The 17,063-nt window shown below is 67.7% G+C and carries 13 protein-coding genes; 4 read left to right on the forward strand and 9 right to left on the reverse strand.

Features of this window, described 5'->3' with window-relative positions:
• Nucleotides 1-288: 288 nt before the first annotated feature.
• Nucleotides 289-3,147 carry a TonB-dependent receptor gene (locus C1932_RS16485; RefSeq protein WP_108762887.1) on the reverse strand — a complete coding sequence of 953 codons (2,859 nt, stop codon included), beginning with the start codon at nt 3,145-3,147 and terminating at the stop codon, nt 289-291.
• Between the two features lie 259 nt (nt 3,148-3,406).
• Between C1932_RS16485 and C1932_RS19865 the strand changes: the two genes are divergently transcribed.
• The gene (locus C1932_RS19865) at nt 3,407-3,760 is read left to right on the forward strand and encodes a hypothetical protein (protein ID WP_159094556.1); all 354 of its coding nucleotides are present in this window, start codon (nt 3,407-3,409) and stop codon (nt 3,758-3,760) included.
• Nucleotides 3,761-3,849: 89 nt separating this feature from the next.
• Here C1932_RS19865 and C1932_RS16495 read toward each other — a convergent pair whose 3' ends face one another.
• Nucleotides 3,850-4,257, reverse strand: a complete 408-nt coding sequence (locus C1932_RS16495) for a biopolymer transporter ExbD (RefSeq protein WP_108762889.1) — start codon at nt 4,255-4,257, stop codon at nt 3,850-3,852.
• Between the two features lie 164 nt (nt 4,258-4,421).
• Here C1932_RS16495 and C1932_RS16500 point away from each other — a divergent pair, with 164 nt between their 5' ends.
• Nucleotides 4,422-6,395, forward strand: coding sequence for a transglycosylase SLT domain-containing protein (locus C1932_RS16500; protein ID WP_108762890.1), 1,974 nt, complete (start codon nt 4,422-4,424; stop codon nt 6,393-6,395).
• A gap of 238 nt (nt 6,396-6,633) precedes the next feature.
• Nucleotides 6,634-7,854: a multifunctional CCA addition/repair protein gene (locus C1932_RS16505; protein WP_108762891.1), complete on the forward strand. Its 1,221-nt coding sequence runs from the start codon at nt 6,634-6,636 to the stop codon at nt 7,852-7,854.
• Nucleotides 7,855-7,860: 6 nt separating this feature from the next.
• On the opposite strand, the gene C1932_RS16510 is transcribed toward C1932_RS16505, so the two are convergent.
• From C1932_RS16510 to C1932_RS16520, 3 genes are read right to left on the reverse strand one after another with little or no spacing between them, the layout of a single operon-like run.
• Nucleotides 7,861-8,295 carry an SseB family protein gene (locus C1932_RS16510; RefSeq protein WP_108762892.1) on the reverse strand — a complete coding sequence of 145 codons (435 nt, stop codon included), beginning with the start codon at nt 8,293-8,295 and terminating at the stop codon, nt 7,861-7,863.
• A gap of 50 nt (nt 8,296-8,345) precedes the next feature.
• Nucleotides 8,346-8,681, reverse strand: a complete 336-nt coding sequence (locus C1932_RS16515; RefSeq protein ID WP_108762893.1) for a hypothetical protein — start codon at nt 8,679-8,681, stop codon at nt 8,346-8,348.
• 3 nt (nt 8,682-8,684) lie between these two features.
• Nucleotides 8,685-9,719, reverse strand: coding sequence for a S41 family peptidase (locus tag C1932_RS16520; RefSeq protein WP_108762894.1), 1,035 nt, complete (start codon nt 9,717-9,719; stop codon nt 8,685-8,687).
• 374 nt (nt 9,720-10,093) lie between these two features.
• Here C1932_RS16520 and C1932_RS16525 point away from each other — a divergent pair, with 374 nt between their 5' ends.
• Nucleotides 10,094-10,489, forward strand: a complete 396-nt coding sequence (locus tag C1932_RS16525; RefSeq protein ID WP_108762895.1) for a hypothetical protein — start codon at nt 10,094-10,096, stop codon at nt 10,487-10,489.
• A gap of 107 nt (nt 10,490-10,596) precedes the next feature.
• On the opposite strand, the gene C1932_RS16530 is transcribed toward C1932_RS16525, so the two are convergent.
• The 4 genes from C1932_RS16530 to C1932_RS16545 all read right to left on the reverse strand — a co-directional run bounded on the left by C1932_RS16530 (nt 10,597) and on the right by C1932_RS16545 (nt 17,057).
• Nucleotides 10,597-13,605, reverse strand: a complete 3,009-nt coding sequence (locus tag C1932_RS16530) for an autotransporter outer membrane beta-barrel domain-containing protein (protein ID WP_108762896.1) — start codon at nt 13,603-13,605, stop codon at nt 10,597-10,599.
• A gap of 190 nt (nt 13,606-13,795) precedes the next feature.
• Nucleotides 13,796-14,866 carry a heparan-alpha-glucosaminide N-acetyltransferase domain-containing protein gene (locus C1932_RS16535; protein ID WP_108762897.1) on the reverse strand — a complete coding sequence of 357 codons (1,071 nt, stop codon included), beginning with the start codon at nt 14,864-14,866 and terminating at the stop codon, nt 13,796-13,798.
• A complete protein-coding gene (gene nagA / locus C1932_RS16540; protein ID WP_108762898.1) occupies nt 14,866-16,029 on the reverse strand; it encodes an N-acetylglucosamine-6-phosphate deacetylase in 1,164 nt (387 codons plus the stop codon). Before nagA ends, C1932_RS16535 begins: the two co-directional genes overlap by 1 nt.
• Nucleotides 16,029-17,057: an SIS domain-containing protein gene (locus C1932_RS16545; protein WP_108762899.1), complete on the reverse strand. Its 1,029-nt coding sequence runs from the start codon at nt 17,055-17,057 to the stop codon at nt 16,029-16,031. The genes nagA and C1932_RS16545 overlap by 1 nt, the downstream gene beginning before the upstream one ends.
• Nucleotides 17,058-17,063 lie beyond the last annotated feature (6 nt).

The raw sequence follows: 17,063 nt of genomic DNA on the forward strand, positions 1-17,063 counted from the left end.
GCTTGCTCGACTGCCTTGCTCTTGTAGAGTCGAGCTTGCTCGACTGCCTTGCCCTTGTAGAGTCGAGCTTGCTCGACTGAACCGCCGAAAAGCAGTCGAGCAAGCTCGACTCTACCAAAGCACAGCAAGCACCCCGCCCGGTCGGTCCAAAGCGCAGCAAGCCCCCCCACACGATCGGTCACAGCACAGCAAGCACCCCGCCCGTGCGGTCCACAGCACAGCAAGCCCCCGCCCTGTCCCAGCGCAGCAAGCACCGCGCCGGGGTGATCCCGGCGCGGTGCTCTCCCATCAGAACCGCAGATCCGCGCGCAGGTACCAGTAGCGCCCACGCGGAATGTCATACGTCGAGGCGTCGTAGCCGTTCAACGAGCACGACAGGCAGATCGGCGGATCCTTGTCGAACACGTTGTTCAGGCCAGCGGTAAGCTGCAGCCCCTTCATCCATTCAATCCGGTAGCCCACCTGCGCATCGTGGAAGGTGGTGGCCGCCAGCGTGTTGGTGCCCGCTGCCTGGTCGCTGCACACCGCGAACGCCACCGCATCGCCGCAGTCTTCGGTCAGCTCGGAAATGTGGCGCATCGTCCAGTTCGCGCTCCAGTTGCCCAGCGTCCAGCCCAGCGACAGATTGCTGGTCCATTCGGGAATGGAGCTGTCAGCCACTTCGATGCCCGGCCCCTGCGGCTGCTTCTGCCCGGCCGCACCGGTGGCCTCGTAACGGCCCACGAAGGTGTTCTGCCAGCCGATCTTGAACTGGCCGGCCGCGCTCTGCGGCAGCGTCCAGTGCAGGTCCACGTCCCAGCCATCGGTCTTGATCGAGCCCAGGTTGGTCAGGCGGTTGTTGAAGCCGTTGATGCCCCCGGTGCTGGCGCGGGTGATGCCATCGCAGTACAGCGGGTCCAGGGTATCCACGCACAGGTCCAGCTGGGTCTGCGCGTTGATGGCCTGGATCGCGCCGTCGATGGTGTGCCGGTAGAAGGTCACGTCCACGTCGAAGCGCTCGGACCAGCTGGCGTTGTTGCCGAACCACGGGCTCCACACGAAGCCGGCGCTGAAGCTGCGCGAACGTTCCGGGTCCAGCTCGCGGTTGCCGCCGGTGGTTACCGAGATCTGCGAATTGGCCTGCTGGAAACCGGTCGGCACGCCCAGCGCGGCACAGTTGGCCGCACTGCCACGCGGTGCGGTGCCACCCAGACCGATCGAGCACGGGTCGAAGATCTGCAGGTCGGCACGCGCGGCCGAACCATACAGTTCACCGATCGACGGTGCGCGGAAGCCTTCGGCATAGGTGGTGCGCAGCACGAAGTCGTTGGTCACCTGCCAGCGCAGGCCGTACTTGGGCGTGAACTCGCCACCGAAGGTGGAGTAATCCGAATAGCGCCCGGCCACGCTCAAATCCAGCTTGCCGCCATAGGACGGGGCGGCGAACAGCGGCACGTTCAATTCCAGGTACGCTTCATTCACATCGTACGAACCGGACGTCGGCTGCGACGGCACGCCGTTGTAATGGCCGATCACCGTCAGCGGATCAGGCTGGTACCAGCCTTCGTACTTGCGGTGTTCCAGACCGGTGGCGAAGGACACCGCACCGGCGGGCAGGTTGAACAGCTCGCTGGACAGATTGGCGGTAAACAGGGTCAGCTCGTTCTGGCTGCGGTCGCGCACCACCGGCTGGATCCACTGCAGCATGGCCGGGGTGATCGAGCCGGCGCCACCGAAGATATCCAGCGGCACGCAGCCCGGCGTGGCCGCGCAGATGGCCGGATCACCCAGCGCCAGGTTGATGTTGTAGATGTTGTAGCTGCCGTAGTTGGTCTGGGTGGCCTTGTTCTTGCTGTACATGCCGTTCACGTCCCAGTACCACTGGCGGTCGGCCGCCTGGAAATTGCCTTCCAGGCCGGTGGCAAAGTACTGCGTATCCACCTTCTGCTCGAACACGCGCGCGCCGCCTTCCAGCGGGCGTCGGCCAATCATGATCAGGTTGTCCGACGAATCCAGGGTGAAGCCGAACGGGTTGTAGGGGTTCAGTGCGGAAATGACGATGTTGTCGGCCAGCGGATTGCCGGTGCCGGCTTCGGGGCCGAAGAACAGCGGCTCCGGTGCGGCCTGGTTGGTCGATTCACGGCGGTTGCCCAGTGCCTTCACGTACCACTGCACGTTGTCGCTGAAGTCGAAACGGAACTGACCAAAGATGCCTTTGCGCTCCGACGGCGTCAGCACCATGTTGTATTCGGCGAAGTTGAAGCGATCGGCCGTGCCGAAGCAGTGGTAGCCATCGGTGCGCGCGCAGCCGTCACCGCCGTTGTATGTCGGCCGCGTGCCGGCGTTCGGGGTCAGGTCGTGGGTGGTGCCGGTGTTGGGGTCGGTGAAGATGAAGCGGCCATCCGGCGTGGCCGAACTGCCCAGCGCCAGGCCGGTGCCCGGTACCGGGAAGCGCGACTGCTCGCGGTCACGCGCATACACCGCGTCCTGCTTGGTCCAGCTGCCGCCCACGAACAGGCTGTAGCGGTCACCGCGCGTACCCCAGGCCAGGTCCACGCCCTTCTGCGTGCCATCGCCCTTGCTGTATTCGCCGTAGTTCAAGGTGACCTGGCCACCATCGAAATCGCGACGGGTGATGATGTTGACCACGCCGGCAATCGCATCGGAGCCGTACAGCGACGAAGCCCCGTCTTCCAGCACTTCGATGCGCTCAACAATCGCCAGCGGAATGGTGTTCAGATCGGTGGCCGCGCCCACGCCGGAAGCGGACGATTCATTCACCCAGCGGATGCCATCGACCAGCACCAGCACGCGCTTGGCGCCCAGGTGGCGCAGATCGACCTGCGCCGAACCGGCGCCCACACCGCTGCCATCGGGCGGGAAGCCGAAGTTGCCGGAAGAATTGAACTTGGCATTGAGCGCCGAGCCGGAACCGGTCAACTGCTGCAGCACCTCGCCGATGGAGTTCAGGCCGGTGCGTTCAATCTCGCTGCGCGTCAGGGTCTGGATCGGCACCTGGCCTTCCACTTCGGCGCGCTTGATGCGCGTACCGGTTACTTCAACGCGGTCCAGATCGGTGGTGGATTGGGCCGCGGCACCCAGGGGTGCCAGAGCCGTCACGCACAGGGCGACGGCAACCGCCAAGGGGCGGTGATGCAGGTACTTCATTCGCTCTCTCTCCAAAGGAATGTCGGGACAGTGACTGCCGCGCTCCCTCCTGCATGGCGGCAGCGTCTCCTTTGTAAACAACCTGTAAAAATGACGACGTGATGAAGAACACTCTTTCACGTGCTTTTGACGAATGAATCACCCGTATCCGCAGCGGTGGCGAACGATTAGGAATTGTTTGAAACTCAAGTGTCCCAGCGAACTTGCGTGCAGCTTCATCACAGACTGATGCTTCCGACGCTAAACGCGAGGTCCCATCGTGAAAGCACTCAGTGCCGTGCTGCTGCCCGCAGCGCTCCTTGCAATTGCCCTGCTGTCATTGCCCACCAAAGCCCGCGCGGGCGGGCTGGTCGAATGCAACAACTGTGTGTCCCCCCGGGATGCAGCGCTGCCATCGGGCGCTGGCCTGACGGTGGTCATGGACTTCGAGCGAGCACGACTTACTGCATTCAACGTCGAATACGATCGCGAGTTCAGAAAATGGCGGGGCCTTCCCACCCCGGTGCCCAATCAGATCCAGATGGCGTTCCTGCGCATCGTCGACGGCACTTCCACAACGCTGGATCAAGGGGCTGACCGTGCAGCGTGGCGACAGCAGTCGCATGTCCTGTAGCTGGGACGGCCGGACGGTGTACTGCCGCCAGTACTGAGCGCCAGACCGGCGTTGAGTAGGCAGAGCCCCTCAACGCCGGTTGCACCGTGTCAACGCACGAATGCGATCCGCTGCATGCCCGTAGCCTCGGCCGCGGCCAGGATGCGCGCCATGCCTTCATACTCGGCCGAAGGATCGCTGCTGATGCGCAGCTCCGGCAGGTTCCCGGCGTGCTCGCCCGCCTGCGCACGCAGGCGCTGCTGCAGATCACCGATGGCCATCGGCTGCCCGTTCCAGCTCAACTGGCTGGCCGCATCCAGGCGCAGCTCGATGGGCGGCGGCGGGTCCGGCCGCTGTACCACCCGGTCGGTGGCCTGCGGCAGATTCACCGTGATCGGCCGCGCCACGATCGGTGCGGTCACGATGAAGATGATCAACAACACCAGCATCACATCCACCAGTGGCGTTACGTTGATCTCAGCCAGTGGTCCGCTTCGTCCTGCGCTACTGAATGCCATGTGCCGCTCCCTGCAGCAGGGCCGCTTGCCCTGTGGCCGAACTTACGCCGCACATCGCCCACACTGGCAGTGCTGCGCAGGTAGTCGTTCAGCCGCCGTTTGCCCGCGCCACACGTGCACGCTGCGCGAAACTGAATTCAGCCATCGCCCGCTATGCTGGGGCCATGACCCGACGCTCTTCGACCGCCCTGATCCTGTTCCCGCTGGCCACCACGCTGCTGATCGGCTGCGCCAGTGCCCAGTCCCTTGATGCCCAGAGCGGCCAGTTGAAGGCCGCGCTGGACGCCGCCGAGCGTGGCCAGCTGGCGCCCGCCCAGGCCGCCGCGCTCAGCCGCCACCCGGCCTATGGCTGGGTCGAGTTCGCGCAATTGCGGCGCAACATCGACAGCGTGGACAACGGCCAGGCCCAGGCCTTCCTGAAACGCTATGACGGCCAGGCCGTGGCCAACAGCTTCCGCAGCGTGTGGCTGCCGTCGGTGGCCCGCCGCCAGGATTGGCCCACCCTGCTGGCCAACTGGGCGCCGACCGAAAACCTGGGCCTGCGCTGCGCGCAGCTGACCGCCCGCCAGGCCACCGGCAAGGTGGACGCGCAGTGGACCAGCGAAGCGCAGGACCTGTGGCGCAAGAACGGCAAGTCGCTGCCCGATGCCTGCGATGCGGTGTTCGCCGTGCTGCAGGCGCAGGGCGGCATGAGCGATGCCCTGCGCTGGGAACGCATCGATGCCGCCGCCGATGCCCAGCAGCCGGCAGTAATGCGCAGCGCCGCGCGTGGCCTGCCGGCTGCCGAGCTGGCCCAGGCCAACAGCTATGCCGCCTTTGTCGACCGCCCCAATGCCAGCGCCCTGAACTGGCCGCGCACCGAGCGCAGCCGGCGCATCGCCACCGACGGCCTGGAAAAACTGGCCAAGGCCGACCCCGGCGCCACCGAACAGCAACTGCCGCAGTACGCGCAGGCACTGGGCCTGAGCGCCGAGCAGCAAGGCAAGGTGCGCTACCAGATCGCGCTGTGGACCGTGGCCTCATACCTGCCCGATTCGGCGCGCCGCCTCAATGCCGTGCCTGAATCGGCCTACGACGAGCGCCTGCACGAATGGCGCGCCCGCGAGGCGATGTCGCGCGGCGATTGGCCGGCCGCGCTGGCCGCGATCCGCAAGATGGGCAGCAAGCAGCGCAGCGATTCGCGCTGGGCGTATTTCGAAGGGCGCATGCTGGAAAAGACGGGGCAGGTGCAGCAGGCACAGCCGCTGTTCCGCGATGCCGCGCGCGCGCCCACCTTCCACGGCTTCCTGGCGGCCGACAAGCTGCAGCAGGCGTACACGCTGTGCCCGTGGAAGCCCAACGACAGCGCCCAGGCGCAGGCCGCGGTCGCCCGCGATCCGGCCATCCAGCGCGCCATGGCGCTGTACCAGATCGACCGCACCGGCTGGGCCGTGGCCGAATGGAACAGCGCGCTGTCGCGCTTCGATGACACCCAGCGCCGCCTGGCCGTGCGCGTGGCGCAGGACCACGGCTGGTTCGACCGCGCCGTGTTCGCGCTGGGCAAGCAGCCGCAGGAACAGCGCCTGTACGACCTACGCTTCCCGCTGCACCACGACAGCACCATCCGCCGCGAATCGGCGCGCAACGCCATCGACCCGGCCTGGGTGGCCGCCGAGATCCGCGCCGAGAGCACCTTCACCCCGCGCGCGCGCTCGCCTGCCAACGCCATGGGCCTGATGCAGGTGCTGCCCACCACCGGTGCCAGCGTGGCCAAGTCGATCGGCCTGACCGGCTACGGCGGCGCCGACAGCCTGTACGACCCGGACACCAACATCGCCATCGGCACTGCGTACCTGCGCCAGCTGATGAACAAGTACGACGGCCTGCCGTACGTGACCATCGCCGCCTACAACGCCGGGCCGACCCCGACCGCGCGTTGGCAGACCCAGCGCCCGGGCTTCGACCCGGACCTGTGGATCGAGACCATCAGCTACAAGGAAACGCGCGAGTACGTGGCCCGCGTGCTGGCCTTCAGCGTGATCTACGACTGGCGCCTCAACGGCAATGCCCTGCCGCTCAGCGACCGCCTGATGGGCCGCCTGGTGGACAAGCGCAAAGCCTTCACCTGCGCCACCAATGCCGAGCAGGGCGGGGATTGATCAACGCGGCGGGTGCCGCCGGGCATGCTCGACCGGCACGGGTAGAGTCGAGCTTGCTCGACTGCTGTTGGTAGAGTCGAGCTTGCTCGACTGCTGTTGGTAGAGTCGAGCTTGCTCGACTGCTGTTGGTAGAGTCGAGCTTGCTCGACTGAATCCACGCAGCCGAGCAAGCTCGACTCTACGAAGTCGCCCGGTCGCGCACCCTCGACGCCACCACCCGCCATGCGATCATCCCTACATGAAGATCTATCTTGTCGGCGGCGCCGTGCGCGACCGTCTGCTGCAGCGCCCCCCCGGCGACCGTGACTGGGTGGTGGTCGGCGCCACCCCCGCGCAGATGGAAGCGCAGGGCTACACCGCCGTGGGCCGCGATTTCCCGGTGTTCCTGCATCCGAAAACGGGGGAGGAATACGCGCTGGCGCGCACCGAACGCAAATCCGGCCGCGGCTATCGCGGCTTCGTGGTCGATGCCGATCCGGCAGTCACTCTGGAAGAGGATCTGCAGCGCCGCGATTTCACCATAAACGCCATTGCCTGCGACGAAGACACCGGCACCCTGGTCGACCCCTACGGTGGTGCGCGCGATCTGCAGCAGCGCGTGCTGCGGCATGTCGGCCCGGCATTCGTGGAAGACCCGCTGCGCGTGCTGCGCGCGGCGCGCTTCATGGCGCGCTTCGCGCCGCTGGGCTTTACCGTCGCCAGCGAAACCATGGCGCTGATGCGCGAGGTCGCCGCCAGTGGCGAACTGGATGCGCTGGTGCCCGAACGCGTCTGGCAGGAACTGCGCAAGGCGCTGGTCTGCGAACGCCCGTCCGCCTTCCTGCGCACCCTGCACGACGCGCACGCGCTGGGCTCGATCCTGCCGGAACTGGAAGCGCTGTATGGCGTGCCGCAACGCGCCGAATTCCATCCGGAAATCGACACTGGCATCCACCAGGAAATGGTCAGCGACATGGCCGCACGCCTGGCGCCGGGCGATGATCTTGTGGGCTTCGCCGCCCTCACCCACGACCTCGGCAAGGGCCTGACCCCGCAAGACGAATGGCCGCGCCACATCATGCACGAGCAGCGTGGCGTGAAGCCGCTGAAGGAACTGTGCGCACGGCTGAAGATTCCCACCGAGCACCAGCAGCTGGCGGAGGCGGTCTGCCGCGAACACTTGAACGTACACCGCATCGACGAACTGCGCGATGCCACCGTGCTGGAACTGCTCGGCCGCTGCGATGCCCTGCGCCGGCCCGAACGGGTGGCGCGCATCGCGCTGTGCTGCGAGGCCGACAAGCGCGGCCGGCTGGGTTTCGAAGACAGCGACTACCCGCAGGGCGAAACGCTCAAGCGCCTGCACCAGGCCGCGTTGTCAGTGCAGGCGCGCGATCTGGATACCACCCACCTGAAAGGTCCGGCCATTGGCGAAGCGCTGGCCAGGGCGCGGGTGAAGGCGATCGCGGCGGCGCGCTGAGCGCGGTCAGTTTGCCATGCCGCGGGTAATCGCCGCGGCGCGCTCCTTCAGCTGGGCCACGGCATCGGGAATCATCTCCATGCCCACGTCCAGGCCGGGGTTCAGCACCAGGCCAACGCCCTCGCCAATGCCCGACAGCAGCGCGTGCACGGCAATCGGCATGGCGTGGGCAAACTGCGGCAGCTGTTCGTGCCACAGCTCGGCACGTTCCGGCGCGGTGAACACCGCAAACATCGGCTCGCCGCTTTCGCTGGTCAGCACCAGCGGTGAAATGCTCTCGTCCCAGGCGCCATCTTCGCCAATGGCCTTGTCCAGCAGCACGAACACCGGCGCGGTCAGCAGGCCGTCCAGGAACTGCGCGGCGGTCAGCGTGCCGTCCTGTGCCTGCAGCAGGCGGACCTCCAGGTCGTTGGTGGGTTCAAACGGCGTGTCATGGTCCATGGTCGCTTCCGGTACGTGATTGCTGGGCACCACTTTAGCAGGCCGGGAGCTCAGGCCAGATAGCCTTGCCGCCACATCCACCCCGCCACCGCCAGCCCAGCCACCACCACCAGCATCAGCGGCAGGCCGAAGCGGTGCCGAAACGGAATCGGCACCCTGCCCAGCTGCTGGTCCAGGGTCTCGGTGTCCAGCACCCAGCCATGGCCGCAGCCGGTGCAGGCCAGCTCGTAGCGGCGCTGGTAGACGAAGCCGAACAGCAGATCGATGCGCGCCATGCGGTAGCGCAGCTGTGGGGCGAAGTCGGTTTCTGTCTGGCAGCGCAGGCAGTGGTGCGCCTCGGTCGGGCCGACCACCACCACTCGTTCCTGCTGGCCGATCAGCAGCATCCTTCAGCCTCCGCTACAGGCCGGCTGCGCCAGCAACCACGCCTGGGCGGCGGCAAAGGTGGCTGCAGCGCCGCGGGTATGTTCGTCAGGCACGATCTTCCGCCCATCGCCGCGACCGTAGCGGTCCTGCATCACGCTGGTGGTCAGCACCAGGGAACTGCCATCGACCAGCGGCCGCACCACATTGGCGGTGGACACACCGCGGGTGGGTTCGCCGAAGCTGCGCGCCTGCGGGCGACCACGGAACGCCAGCGCCGTCGCTTCGCCGGCACTGGCGGTGCGCGGCCCAGTAAGAACGGCCACGGGCGCTGCGGCATGCTTCAGCTGATAACCCGGCTTACCCAGATCACCGATGGCGCCCGCGCCCAGACGCAGGCCAGATGGTGTGGACTGCCAAGTGGAAGGGCCGTCGGCGGTGACGAACGCGCCCACGGTCTCGTCATCGCCGGCGGTCATCCGCAGCAACGGGGCGACGCCCAGCAGCATGGGCCACATGTTGCCGCCGGTGTTGCCGCGCAGATCCACGATCCAGCCGCAGCGGGCGCCGTTGTCCTGCTCCCCGATGGTCGCCTGCCAGCGCGCGGCGCGTTGCTGCATCTTCTGCTGCAGCTCCGGGCCGGGAACGATGGAGAACGCGCCGATCTCGACCCAGCCGATGCGTGGGTCAACAGGCGGCATATCGGTCGACGTGGCTGTCATGCCTGTACCGGTGGCGTTGGCGGCGCCAGCGGTGTTGGCCCCTCCTGGCCGCTGCGCTTCCGCGCGCATCCGCTTCGGGCTGAGCCACGCACCGTGCCCGCCCGAGCTGCGGCCAATGGCTTCCTTCAGCACGTCGCGTATCTTCTCCGGGTTGCCCTGCGCTGCACTCATGCGTGCACGGATCTCCGGCCAGTCCACGCGATCACGGTAGAGCGCCTCGCGCTCCAGCAGGTCCACCAGTTCGATCTGGGCCTGCCGTGCGGGCAGTTCGATGGCGTGGGCAGGTGCCGCCATTGCGGCGGTCAGTGCCAGAACCGTGGTGCGGAAACCCATGGGCATTCGACGTTCCTTCGCCGGAAGATGGAGGAACGAGGATACGCCCTTGGACGTCGCGCGACGTGTCGTGTTTCGCACTCCTGGGCCACGGCAGGATTTGCAACTTTGCTCATGGCTGCGCTGCAGTGAAACGGCGAAGGTGGCTTTGCCAACGCATCCAGCGTTGGCCGGGATTGGCGTCCTGAATCAAACATTCAAGCGATCGACTTGCCGACTCAGCGGCAATTACGACAATGCATCGGCTCGCCCATGGCGGGCGGTGCGTGGGGATCCTCGCGATCCGTCGGCTTTTTCGCTTGGATTTTGACCGGCACGCCAACCCGCACCGCCCGCCACCTTGCACGCCGCAGGTGGCCTTGCCTTGTGAGGTTGCCGCCATGACCACGCTCTACCCCACCTATCCCCGTCTGCAAGCCCTGCTGGGCAATGCGCTGCCCGGGCTGGCGTTGCCCAATGCCGTGGCCGAGGCCCTGGAAGATGCGTTGATGGACGCCGCAGAAACCACACCGCCATCGGCATTCTTCACCCGGGTACGCGGCGTGGCACACGAGGCTGACGATGCGCGCGGGCGGGATCTGGCCAACGCTACGCGCTGTCTGGCAGCGTTATCGGCCTGCGGTGGCGTGCTGCTGGCGGCGCAGTCGGCGCGGGAGCTGGATGATGTGGCCGCGCAGTGCCCGGCGCAGGTGGAAGAAGGGTTGCTGCAGGCGGTGGTGGTGCTGGCCGAGCATGCCGGTGCGCTGGTTCATGACGTTGTCGGTAGCCGCCGGTAGCGTCGAGCTTGCTCGAGTGCGTTGCCAACAGCCGTCGAGCAAGCTCGACGCTACGGGGTCATGGCGTGTCGACCAAGGTCGACACCTACCAAAGCGGGGGCCCGGCACTACCAGTCTGCACGCAGGCCGATGTTGCCTTCGATCACGCGCCGTTCTTCGTTGCGGCTTCCGCCCACTTCACGGGTGTAGTCGGCCACGGCATAGGCACTGATGGTGCGGTTGAAGCGCCCCACCACGCCGACGCCGGCTTCCAGCGCGCGCGAGCGTTGCGCGCTGGTTATCACGTCGGTGTCGAACTGCACGCGATCCTCGCCGGAACGGCCGTGCCAGTAATTCAGCTTGAAGTACGGCTGCCAGCCGTTGTCGGCCAACTGATAATCAGCGGCCAGGCGCAGGCCCACGCGGCCGGTCCAGGCGTTGTCACTGTCGAACGACACCGCCGACACCGCGTCGCGCTGGTCATCCAGCGAACTGCGTTGCCAGATCACCTGTACCTGCGGTTCCAGCCACCACGCCGATTGCCCGAACTGCAGCAGGGGCTTGCCGGCTTCCAGCGACAGCGTGGTGCCGTCACCGCGCACATCGATGCCCAGCCCGCGCGATGAGCGCATGCGGCCGTCATAGCGGCTCTGCATCGCTACCGCGTCCAGGTAGCCGCCTTCGCTTCCGGTCAGCGTCCAGTACAGGCCTACGTGCTTGTCGTCCAGGCGGCTCTGGCCCACCTGCACGTTCTCCCAGCCTAGGGCCAGGCCGGTCACCCGGCCATCGGCGCGGGTGCGGCCGACGAACACGCCGATCTGGTTGCGGTGTGCGTCAGCGGCGGCGGCCCAGACGTCCAGGCCGGCCTGCACGCCCATCAGATCGCCGTCGAAGCCGGGCTGGGCGTCGCCCTTCCAATGGATCTCGCTGCTCTGCCCGACCAGCCGGCCCCAGGCGGTGCGCAGGGCACCGGTGTTGTACAGCAGACGCTGCTCGCCCTGGCGCTCATGGAAGGTGCCCAGGCTGGCCAGCGACGCCTCACGCAGCAGCGGCGGCACCACCGCATAGGTGGCCGTTTCCAGGCGGTACAACGGCACCACGTCGCCCTGCGCGGGTCGCGCGCCGGCGCTGGGCGCTGGGCCCAGGCCCGGTAGTGCGCCACCGGTCACCGGCACGTCGGGCACCGGCGGATCGCTGGGCGGGGCAACGTCGGCCGGCTGCGGCGGGGGCGCCGGGGGCGCGGTCTCGGCAGCGGTCAGGTCCGGGTCCACCGCCCCTTCGGGCGGCGGTGGCGGGGCCGGTGCAATCGCGGGCGGCGGCGCCACGGGCGGCGTGGGCGGCGGCGGCTCGGCGGTGCTGCCGGTTCCGCTGGGTGCCGGGGTCGGGCCGGATACGAGGGTGGAGCGCAGGTACCAGTTCTCACCGCTGCCCGCGCTTACCCCGCCCTTGAACAGGAAGTACTCGTAGGCACCGGCCGACACCGGGGCGAACAGCGAGAACGCACCGGCAGCGGTGGTCGCACCGTTCAGCGCCTGCACCACCAGGATGCCGTCGGCCAGCGTGGCCGCGCCGCCACCGCCGGCATTGAGGACGCCGATGCCGGTCGTGCCGGTTGCCGCGCCGCCATCGATCACCAGGCGGTCAGTGACCGAATCGTCCGCGCCCAGCACGGTGCGCAGGTACAGACCGCCACCCTCACCCCGGTAGTTGCCGCGGATCGTGAATACATCGCCGGCACCTACGCCGGTCAGATCGATGCGCCCGGCGTTGACCACGTTCACCAGCGCGCTGCCGGTGAACGGGCGCACCGCATTGGAACCGCTGCCCGCGTACAGCGTGCTGGTGTCATCCAGGGTGAGCGTGCCGGTGCCGGTTGCACTGTCGCCCAGCCGCAGATCGCCATCGAAGGTCAGCTCGGTGCTGCTGGCCAGGCCGATGGCTTCCCAGTTCTGCAGGCGGCCCACGCCGGTCATCTTGACGTTGCTGAGCGCAAGCCGGTCGTTGCCACTGCCGCCGTCGAACAGCGGCACCGCGCCCAGGTTGCCCTGGTTGAGATTGGCCAGCGTGGCCACGTCATCGTCGGGGCCGGCATCGATGGCGCCATAGACGATGCCGCCGCCGTTCCAGTTGAAGGTGTCGTTGCCGGTACTGAGCAGTATCTGCCCGCGCACGGTGCCATCGGTGATGGTCACGCTGTCGGCGCCACCGCTCACGCTGATGTTGCCGCCGATATAGGCGGTGCCGGAAATGATGATGGTGTCGGTATCGAAACCGGTCACCACGTTGCCGTCCACCGTGCCGCCGGACTGGTCCCACAGGTTCTTGTCCAGCTTCATGTTGACCCGGCCGATGCGGCCGCCGGTCATCCAGGCCTGGTCGCCATCTTCGAACGCACCGACGATACGGCCACCGCTCATGCGGAAGGTATCGATGTTGTCGCCCTGCTGCAGGGCGCCGATGCTGCCGCCGCTCATGACGAAATCGTCGGCACCGCTGCCCTGCGTGACCAGCCCGGTAATGGTGCCGCCGCGCACGGTCATCTGGTCATCGCCGTTGCCCTGGTCAACGCTGTCCAGGGTGCCATCGTCGAGCAGCAGCAGCACGTCGTTGCCATCGCCCTGCAGTACGGCACCGGTGATGCTGCCTGCGAGCATCTCCAGCCGATCATTGCCGGCGCCGAACTGCACGCCGGTACGGCCACTGATCGTGCCGCGGTTGACCAGCACGCTGTCACCGGCGCCGGTGAACTGCAGCGCCGTGGTGTTGCCTGTGCTGATGCTGCCCAGGTTGTCGACGCGGCTGCCGCCGCCCAGCTGCACGGCAATGCCGCCAGTGGCGGTGATCGCGCCCTGGTTCAGCAGCACATGACCGCCTGCGCCGGTCAGTGCCAGCGGCGTCGCGCCGCCGCTCTGCAGCAGTTGCGCGCCGCTGGCCACGTTCACATTGATGCCGCCGGCGCCACTGGCCGTGACCGGGGTGATGTATGGATTCGGCGCATCGGCGCTGCAGGTGACGGTCTGGCCGGCCACGGGCGCGCTGGTATCGCACCCCGCCCAGGCCGCTGGGGCAGTCAGGGCCAGCACCGAGGCCAGGAACAAGGGCGAACGACGCACGCCACACAGGTCTGCACGGGACATACAGCACTCCTGGAACGGGGGTCAGGAACTGCGATGCACGGCACCGCTCAGGAAACGGGCGCGCCTACCCTAAAAGAAGCCCCCAAGCCTCGAAGTGAAGATTCCATCACGCGACAAATGTGACCTCCACCGGACGGCACCAGTAGATCCACGCCATGCGTGGATGCTCCACCCGCCAACCCCACCCCGCTCAAATCTTCAAGTAAATGCGACGCCGGTCCAGCCACCACACCACGCCCCACCACAGCGCCACGAACGCGGCGGCCTGCAGCAGCGACGCCAGCGCCAGCGCGCCCGGCATCTCCATGGACAGCTGCTGCCACACCCAGCCCCACGCCCCGGTCGCCAGCAGGACCACCGACATCACCGATGCGCCCAGGTAGGCAGTAATCGCGTTCACACCGAAACGGCGCCCCAGCGCGGGCCAACCGCGGCGGTCAATCAACACATGCCCCAGCCACAGCGCCAAGGCGGCCAGACCACCGGTCCACAGCACGTAGCTCGGCGTCCACAGCTGCTTGTTCAACGGCAGCACCGTTGCCAGCAGCAGACCCAGCACGGCACAGGCCACGCCCACCCCGGCCAGTGCAGCGCCACGGCCAGCGCGCAGCAGGCCACCGGCCAGCAGACCGAGCACAGTGGTGGCCAGCGCCCCCAGGCTGCTCAGCAGGCCTTCCGGGTCGTGGCCCAGGCCGCTTTCAGGCTGCCATTGGTAGATCCACGGCGCAAACCACGCGGTATCCAAGCGGCTGGCCGGATTGGTAAACGGCGCCAGGTCTCCGTTGCCCAGCAGCAGCAGCACCGTGTAACCCGCCAGCAGGCCCACCAGCAGCGCCAGCTGCATGCGTGGCCGCGCGTACACCGCCAGCACGCCCACCAGCGCCGCGCACAGCGCGATGCGCTGCAGCACCCCCCAGATGCGGAAGTGATGCGTGTGCAGCGCCCACCACACCAGCAGGTGCAGCAGCACCCCGGCAATGGCGATGCGCAGCGCGCGCTCCAGCACGCCCTTGGCCAACGCCGGGCGCGCGGCACGGTCCTGCGCACGCGGGGCCACGCTGAAGGCCATCGATACGCCCACCAGGAACAGGAAGAACGGAAACACCAGGTCGGTGGGCGTGCAGCCATGCCACTCGGCATGCCGCAACGGCGCGAATACCGCGCCCCAATCACCGGGGTTGTTGACCAGCAGCATGCCGGCCACGGTCAGGCCACGCAGCGCATCGATCGAGCCCAGCCGTGCCGACGCCGCCGCGCCCATCACGCGGCCTCGTACTGCCCGGCAATCCAGGTGCCGCGCACCTGCAATGCATCGTCCAGCAGCACCAGGTCGGCCTGGTAGCCCTCGGCGATGTGGCCCAGGCGATCATCCACGTTCAGGAACTGCGCCGGGTAGGTCGACGCCATGCGCGCGGCCTCGGCCAGCGGCTGGCCGAGCAATTGCACGGTGTTGCGCACGGCCGTGGCCATGTCCAGCGCCGAACCGGCCAGCGCACCAGCCGCGTTGCGCACCACGCCATCCACGGCGGTGATGGTTTCGCCGTACAGCACATAGCTGGGGTCATCGGCACCGACCGGCGGCATGGCGTCGGTCACCAGCAGCAGGCGCCCGTGCGGCTTGGCCGCCAGCGCCACGCGCAGGCTGGCCGGGTGCACGTGCACGCCATCGACGATGATGCCGATCCAGCTCTCGCGGTCTTCCAGCGCGGCACCGACCGCACCAGGCTCGCGCCCCTGCAGCGGTGACATCGCGTTGTACAGATGGGTGAAGCCACGCACGCCGGCATCCAGGCCGGCGCGGATCTCTTCATAGCTGCCGGCGGTATGCCCGGCGGCCACGATCACCCCACGCTCCACCAGTGCACGGATCGACTCCAGCGGCACCCGCTCGGGGGCCAGGGTCAGCAGGGTCACGCCGTTGTCCAGCGAAGCGGCCAGCGCGATTTCCTCGGCATCGGGCACGCGGAACTTGCTGGCATCGTGGGTGCCCTTGCGCGCCGGGGCGATGTACGGGCCTTCCAGATGGATGCCGATCACCCCCGGCACGCCCTGCGCGATGGCATCGCGCATCGCCGCGATGGCCTCGCGCATCACGCCCACGTCGTCGCTGATCAGCGTCGGCAGCATCGCGGTGGTACCGAAGCGCCGGTGCGCCTGCGCGATGGTGCGCAGCGCGGCCACGTCCGGTGTGTTGTTGAACAGCGCACCGCCGCCACCATTCACCTGCACGTCGATGAAGCCGGGCAGCAGCCAGCCGCCACCCAGGTCCACCTGCTCACCGGCGGCGCCCAGCTGCGGGGCGGCATCGGGCAGCAGCGCGGTGATGCGACCGTCTTCGATCACGACCGCCAGATCGTCGCGGAAATCATCGCCAGTCAGGATGCGCGCGTTGCGCAGCACCTGTTTGCGCGGGGCAGAGGCCATCACACCGTCTCCGTAACCTTGTTCAGATGCGGCGGCAGATCCGGGTTGAAGCCGCGGCGCAGGGCCAACGCATTGATCGCGCGATAGAAGCTCTGCACGGTCAGCAGCGGCGCGCACAGCGGGTGCGGTGCTGCCGCCACCGGCAGGTTGCCACCGGCACCGGCCAGCCACACCTGCGCACCGCGTGCGCTGAATTCATCCACCACCGCACGGGTGCCGGCGCCGGTTTCATCGGGCTGGGCGAAGGCCAGCACCGGGAAGCCGCGATCCACCAGCGCCATCGGGCCATGCTTCACTTCGGCCGAACTATAGGCCTCGGCGTGCAGGCTGCAGGTTTCCTTGAACTTCAACGCCGCTTCCTGTGCTGCGCCCAGGCCCAGGCCACGGCCCAGCACGAACAGGTTGTGCGCATCGACCAGACCGTCGGTCAGCGCCGTCCAGTCGCACTGCCATGCTTCGCGCAGTGCATCGGGCAGCAGGTCCAAGGCATTGCGCAGGGCGCTGTCCTGCTTCCAATACGCGGCCAACTGCAGCAGTGCGGCCAGCGAGGCCAGGTAGCTCTTGGTTGCGGCCACGCTCTTTTCAGCGCCGGCGTGCAGCGGAATGACCGTGTCGGCCAGCTGCGCCAGCGGCGAATCTTCCACGTTCACCAGCGCCACCACGCGTGCGCCGGCGGCCTTGGCGGCCTCGGCATTGCGCAGCAGGTCCGGGCTCTTGCCCGACTGCGAAATGACGATGAACAGCGCGCCGCGCAACTGCAGCGGTGCGGCATAGACCGAACCCACCGACGGCGAAGCCGAGGCCACCACCAGGCCCAGCTGGGTTTCCAGCAGGTACTTGCCGTAGGTGGCGGCATGATCGGAACTGCCGCGCGCGCAGGTCACCACGAACGGCGGCGGCGCCGCGCGCAGGCTGGCGGCCAGGGTTTCCATGGTGGCGTGGTTGCGGGCGAACTGGCCTGCGACCACATCGGCCGCTTCGGCGGCTTCGGCAAACATCAGGGTGGCGGTGGGGTCTGACAGCGACATGGCGGG

Origin of the sequence: Stenotrophomonas sp. YAU14D1_LEIMI4_1, assembly GCF_003086815.1 — a bacterium.
Taxonomy (GTDB): Bacteria; Pseudomonadota; Gammaproteobacteria; order Xanthomonadales; family Xanthomonadaceae; genus Stenotrophomonas.

Excerpts from the sequence above, each read along its gene's own strand:
- nagA (WP_108762898.1), bottom strand. The coding sequence starts at position 16,029 with ATGGCCTCTGCCCCGCGCAAACAGGTGCTGCGCAACGCGCGCATCCTG.
- C1932_RS16505 (WP_108762891.1), top strand. The coding sequence starts at position 6,634 with ATGAAGATCTATCTTGTCGGCGGCGCCGTGCGCGACCGTCTGCTGCAG.
- C1932_RS16545 (WP_108762899.1), bottom strand. The coding sequence starts at position 17,057 with ATGTCGCTGTCAGACCCCACCGCCACCCTGATGTTTGCCGAAGCCGCC.
- C1932_RS16515 (WP_108762893.1), bottom strand. The coding sequence starts at position 8,681 with ATGCTGCTGATCGGCCAGCAGGAACGAGTGGTGGTGGTCGGCCCGACC.
- C1932_RS16485 (WP_108762887.1), bottom strand. The coding sequence starts at position 3,147 with ATGAAGTACCTGCATCACCGCCCCTTGGCGGTTGCCGTCGCCCTGTGC.
- C1932_RS16500 (WP_108762890.1), top strand. The coding sequence starts at position 4,422 with ATGACCCGACGCTCTTCGACCGCCCTGATCCTGTTCCCGCTGGCCACC.
- C1932_RS16520 (WP_108762894.1), bottom strand. The coding sequence starts at position 9,719 with ATGCCCATGGGTTTCCGCACCACGGTTCTGGCACTGACCGCCGCAATG.
- C1932_RS16525 (WP_108762895.1), top strand. The coding sequence starts at position 10,094 with ATGACCACGCTCTACCCCACCTATCCCCGTCTGCAAGCCCTGCTGGGC.
- C1932_RS16495 (WP_108762889.1), bottom strand. The coding sequence starts at position 4,257 with ATGGCATTCAGTAGCGCAGGACGAAGCGGACCACTGGCTGAGATCAAC.
- C1932_RS16510 (WP_108762892.1), bottom strand. The coding sequence starts at position 8,295 with ATGGACCATGACACGCCGTTTGAACCCACCAACGACCTGGAGGTCCGC.
- C1932_RS16535 (WP_108762897.1), bottom strand. The coding sequence starts at position 14,866 with ATGGGCGCGGCGGCGTCGGCACGGCTGGGCTCGATCGATGCGCTGCGT.
- C1932_RS16530 (WP_108762896.1), bottom strand. The coding sequence starts at position 13,605 with ATGTCCCGTGCAGACCTGTGTGGCGTGCGTCGTTCGCCCTTGTTCCTG.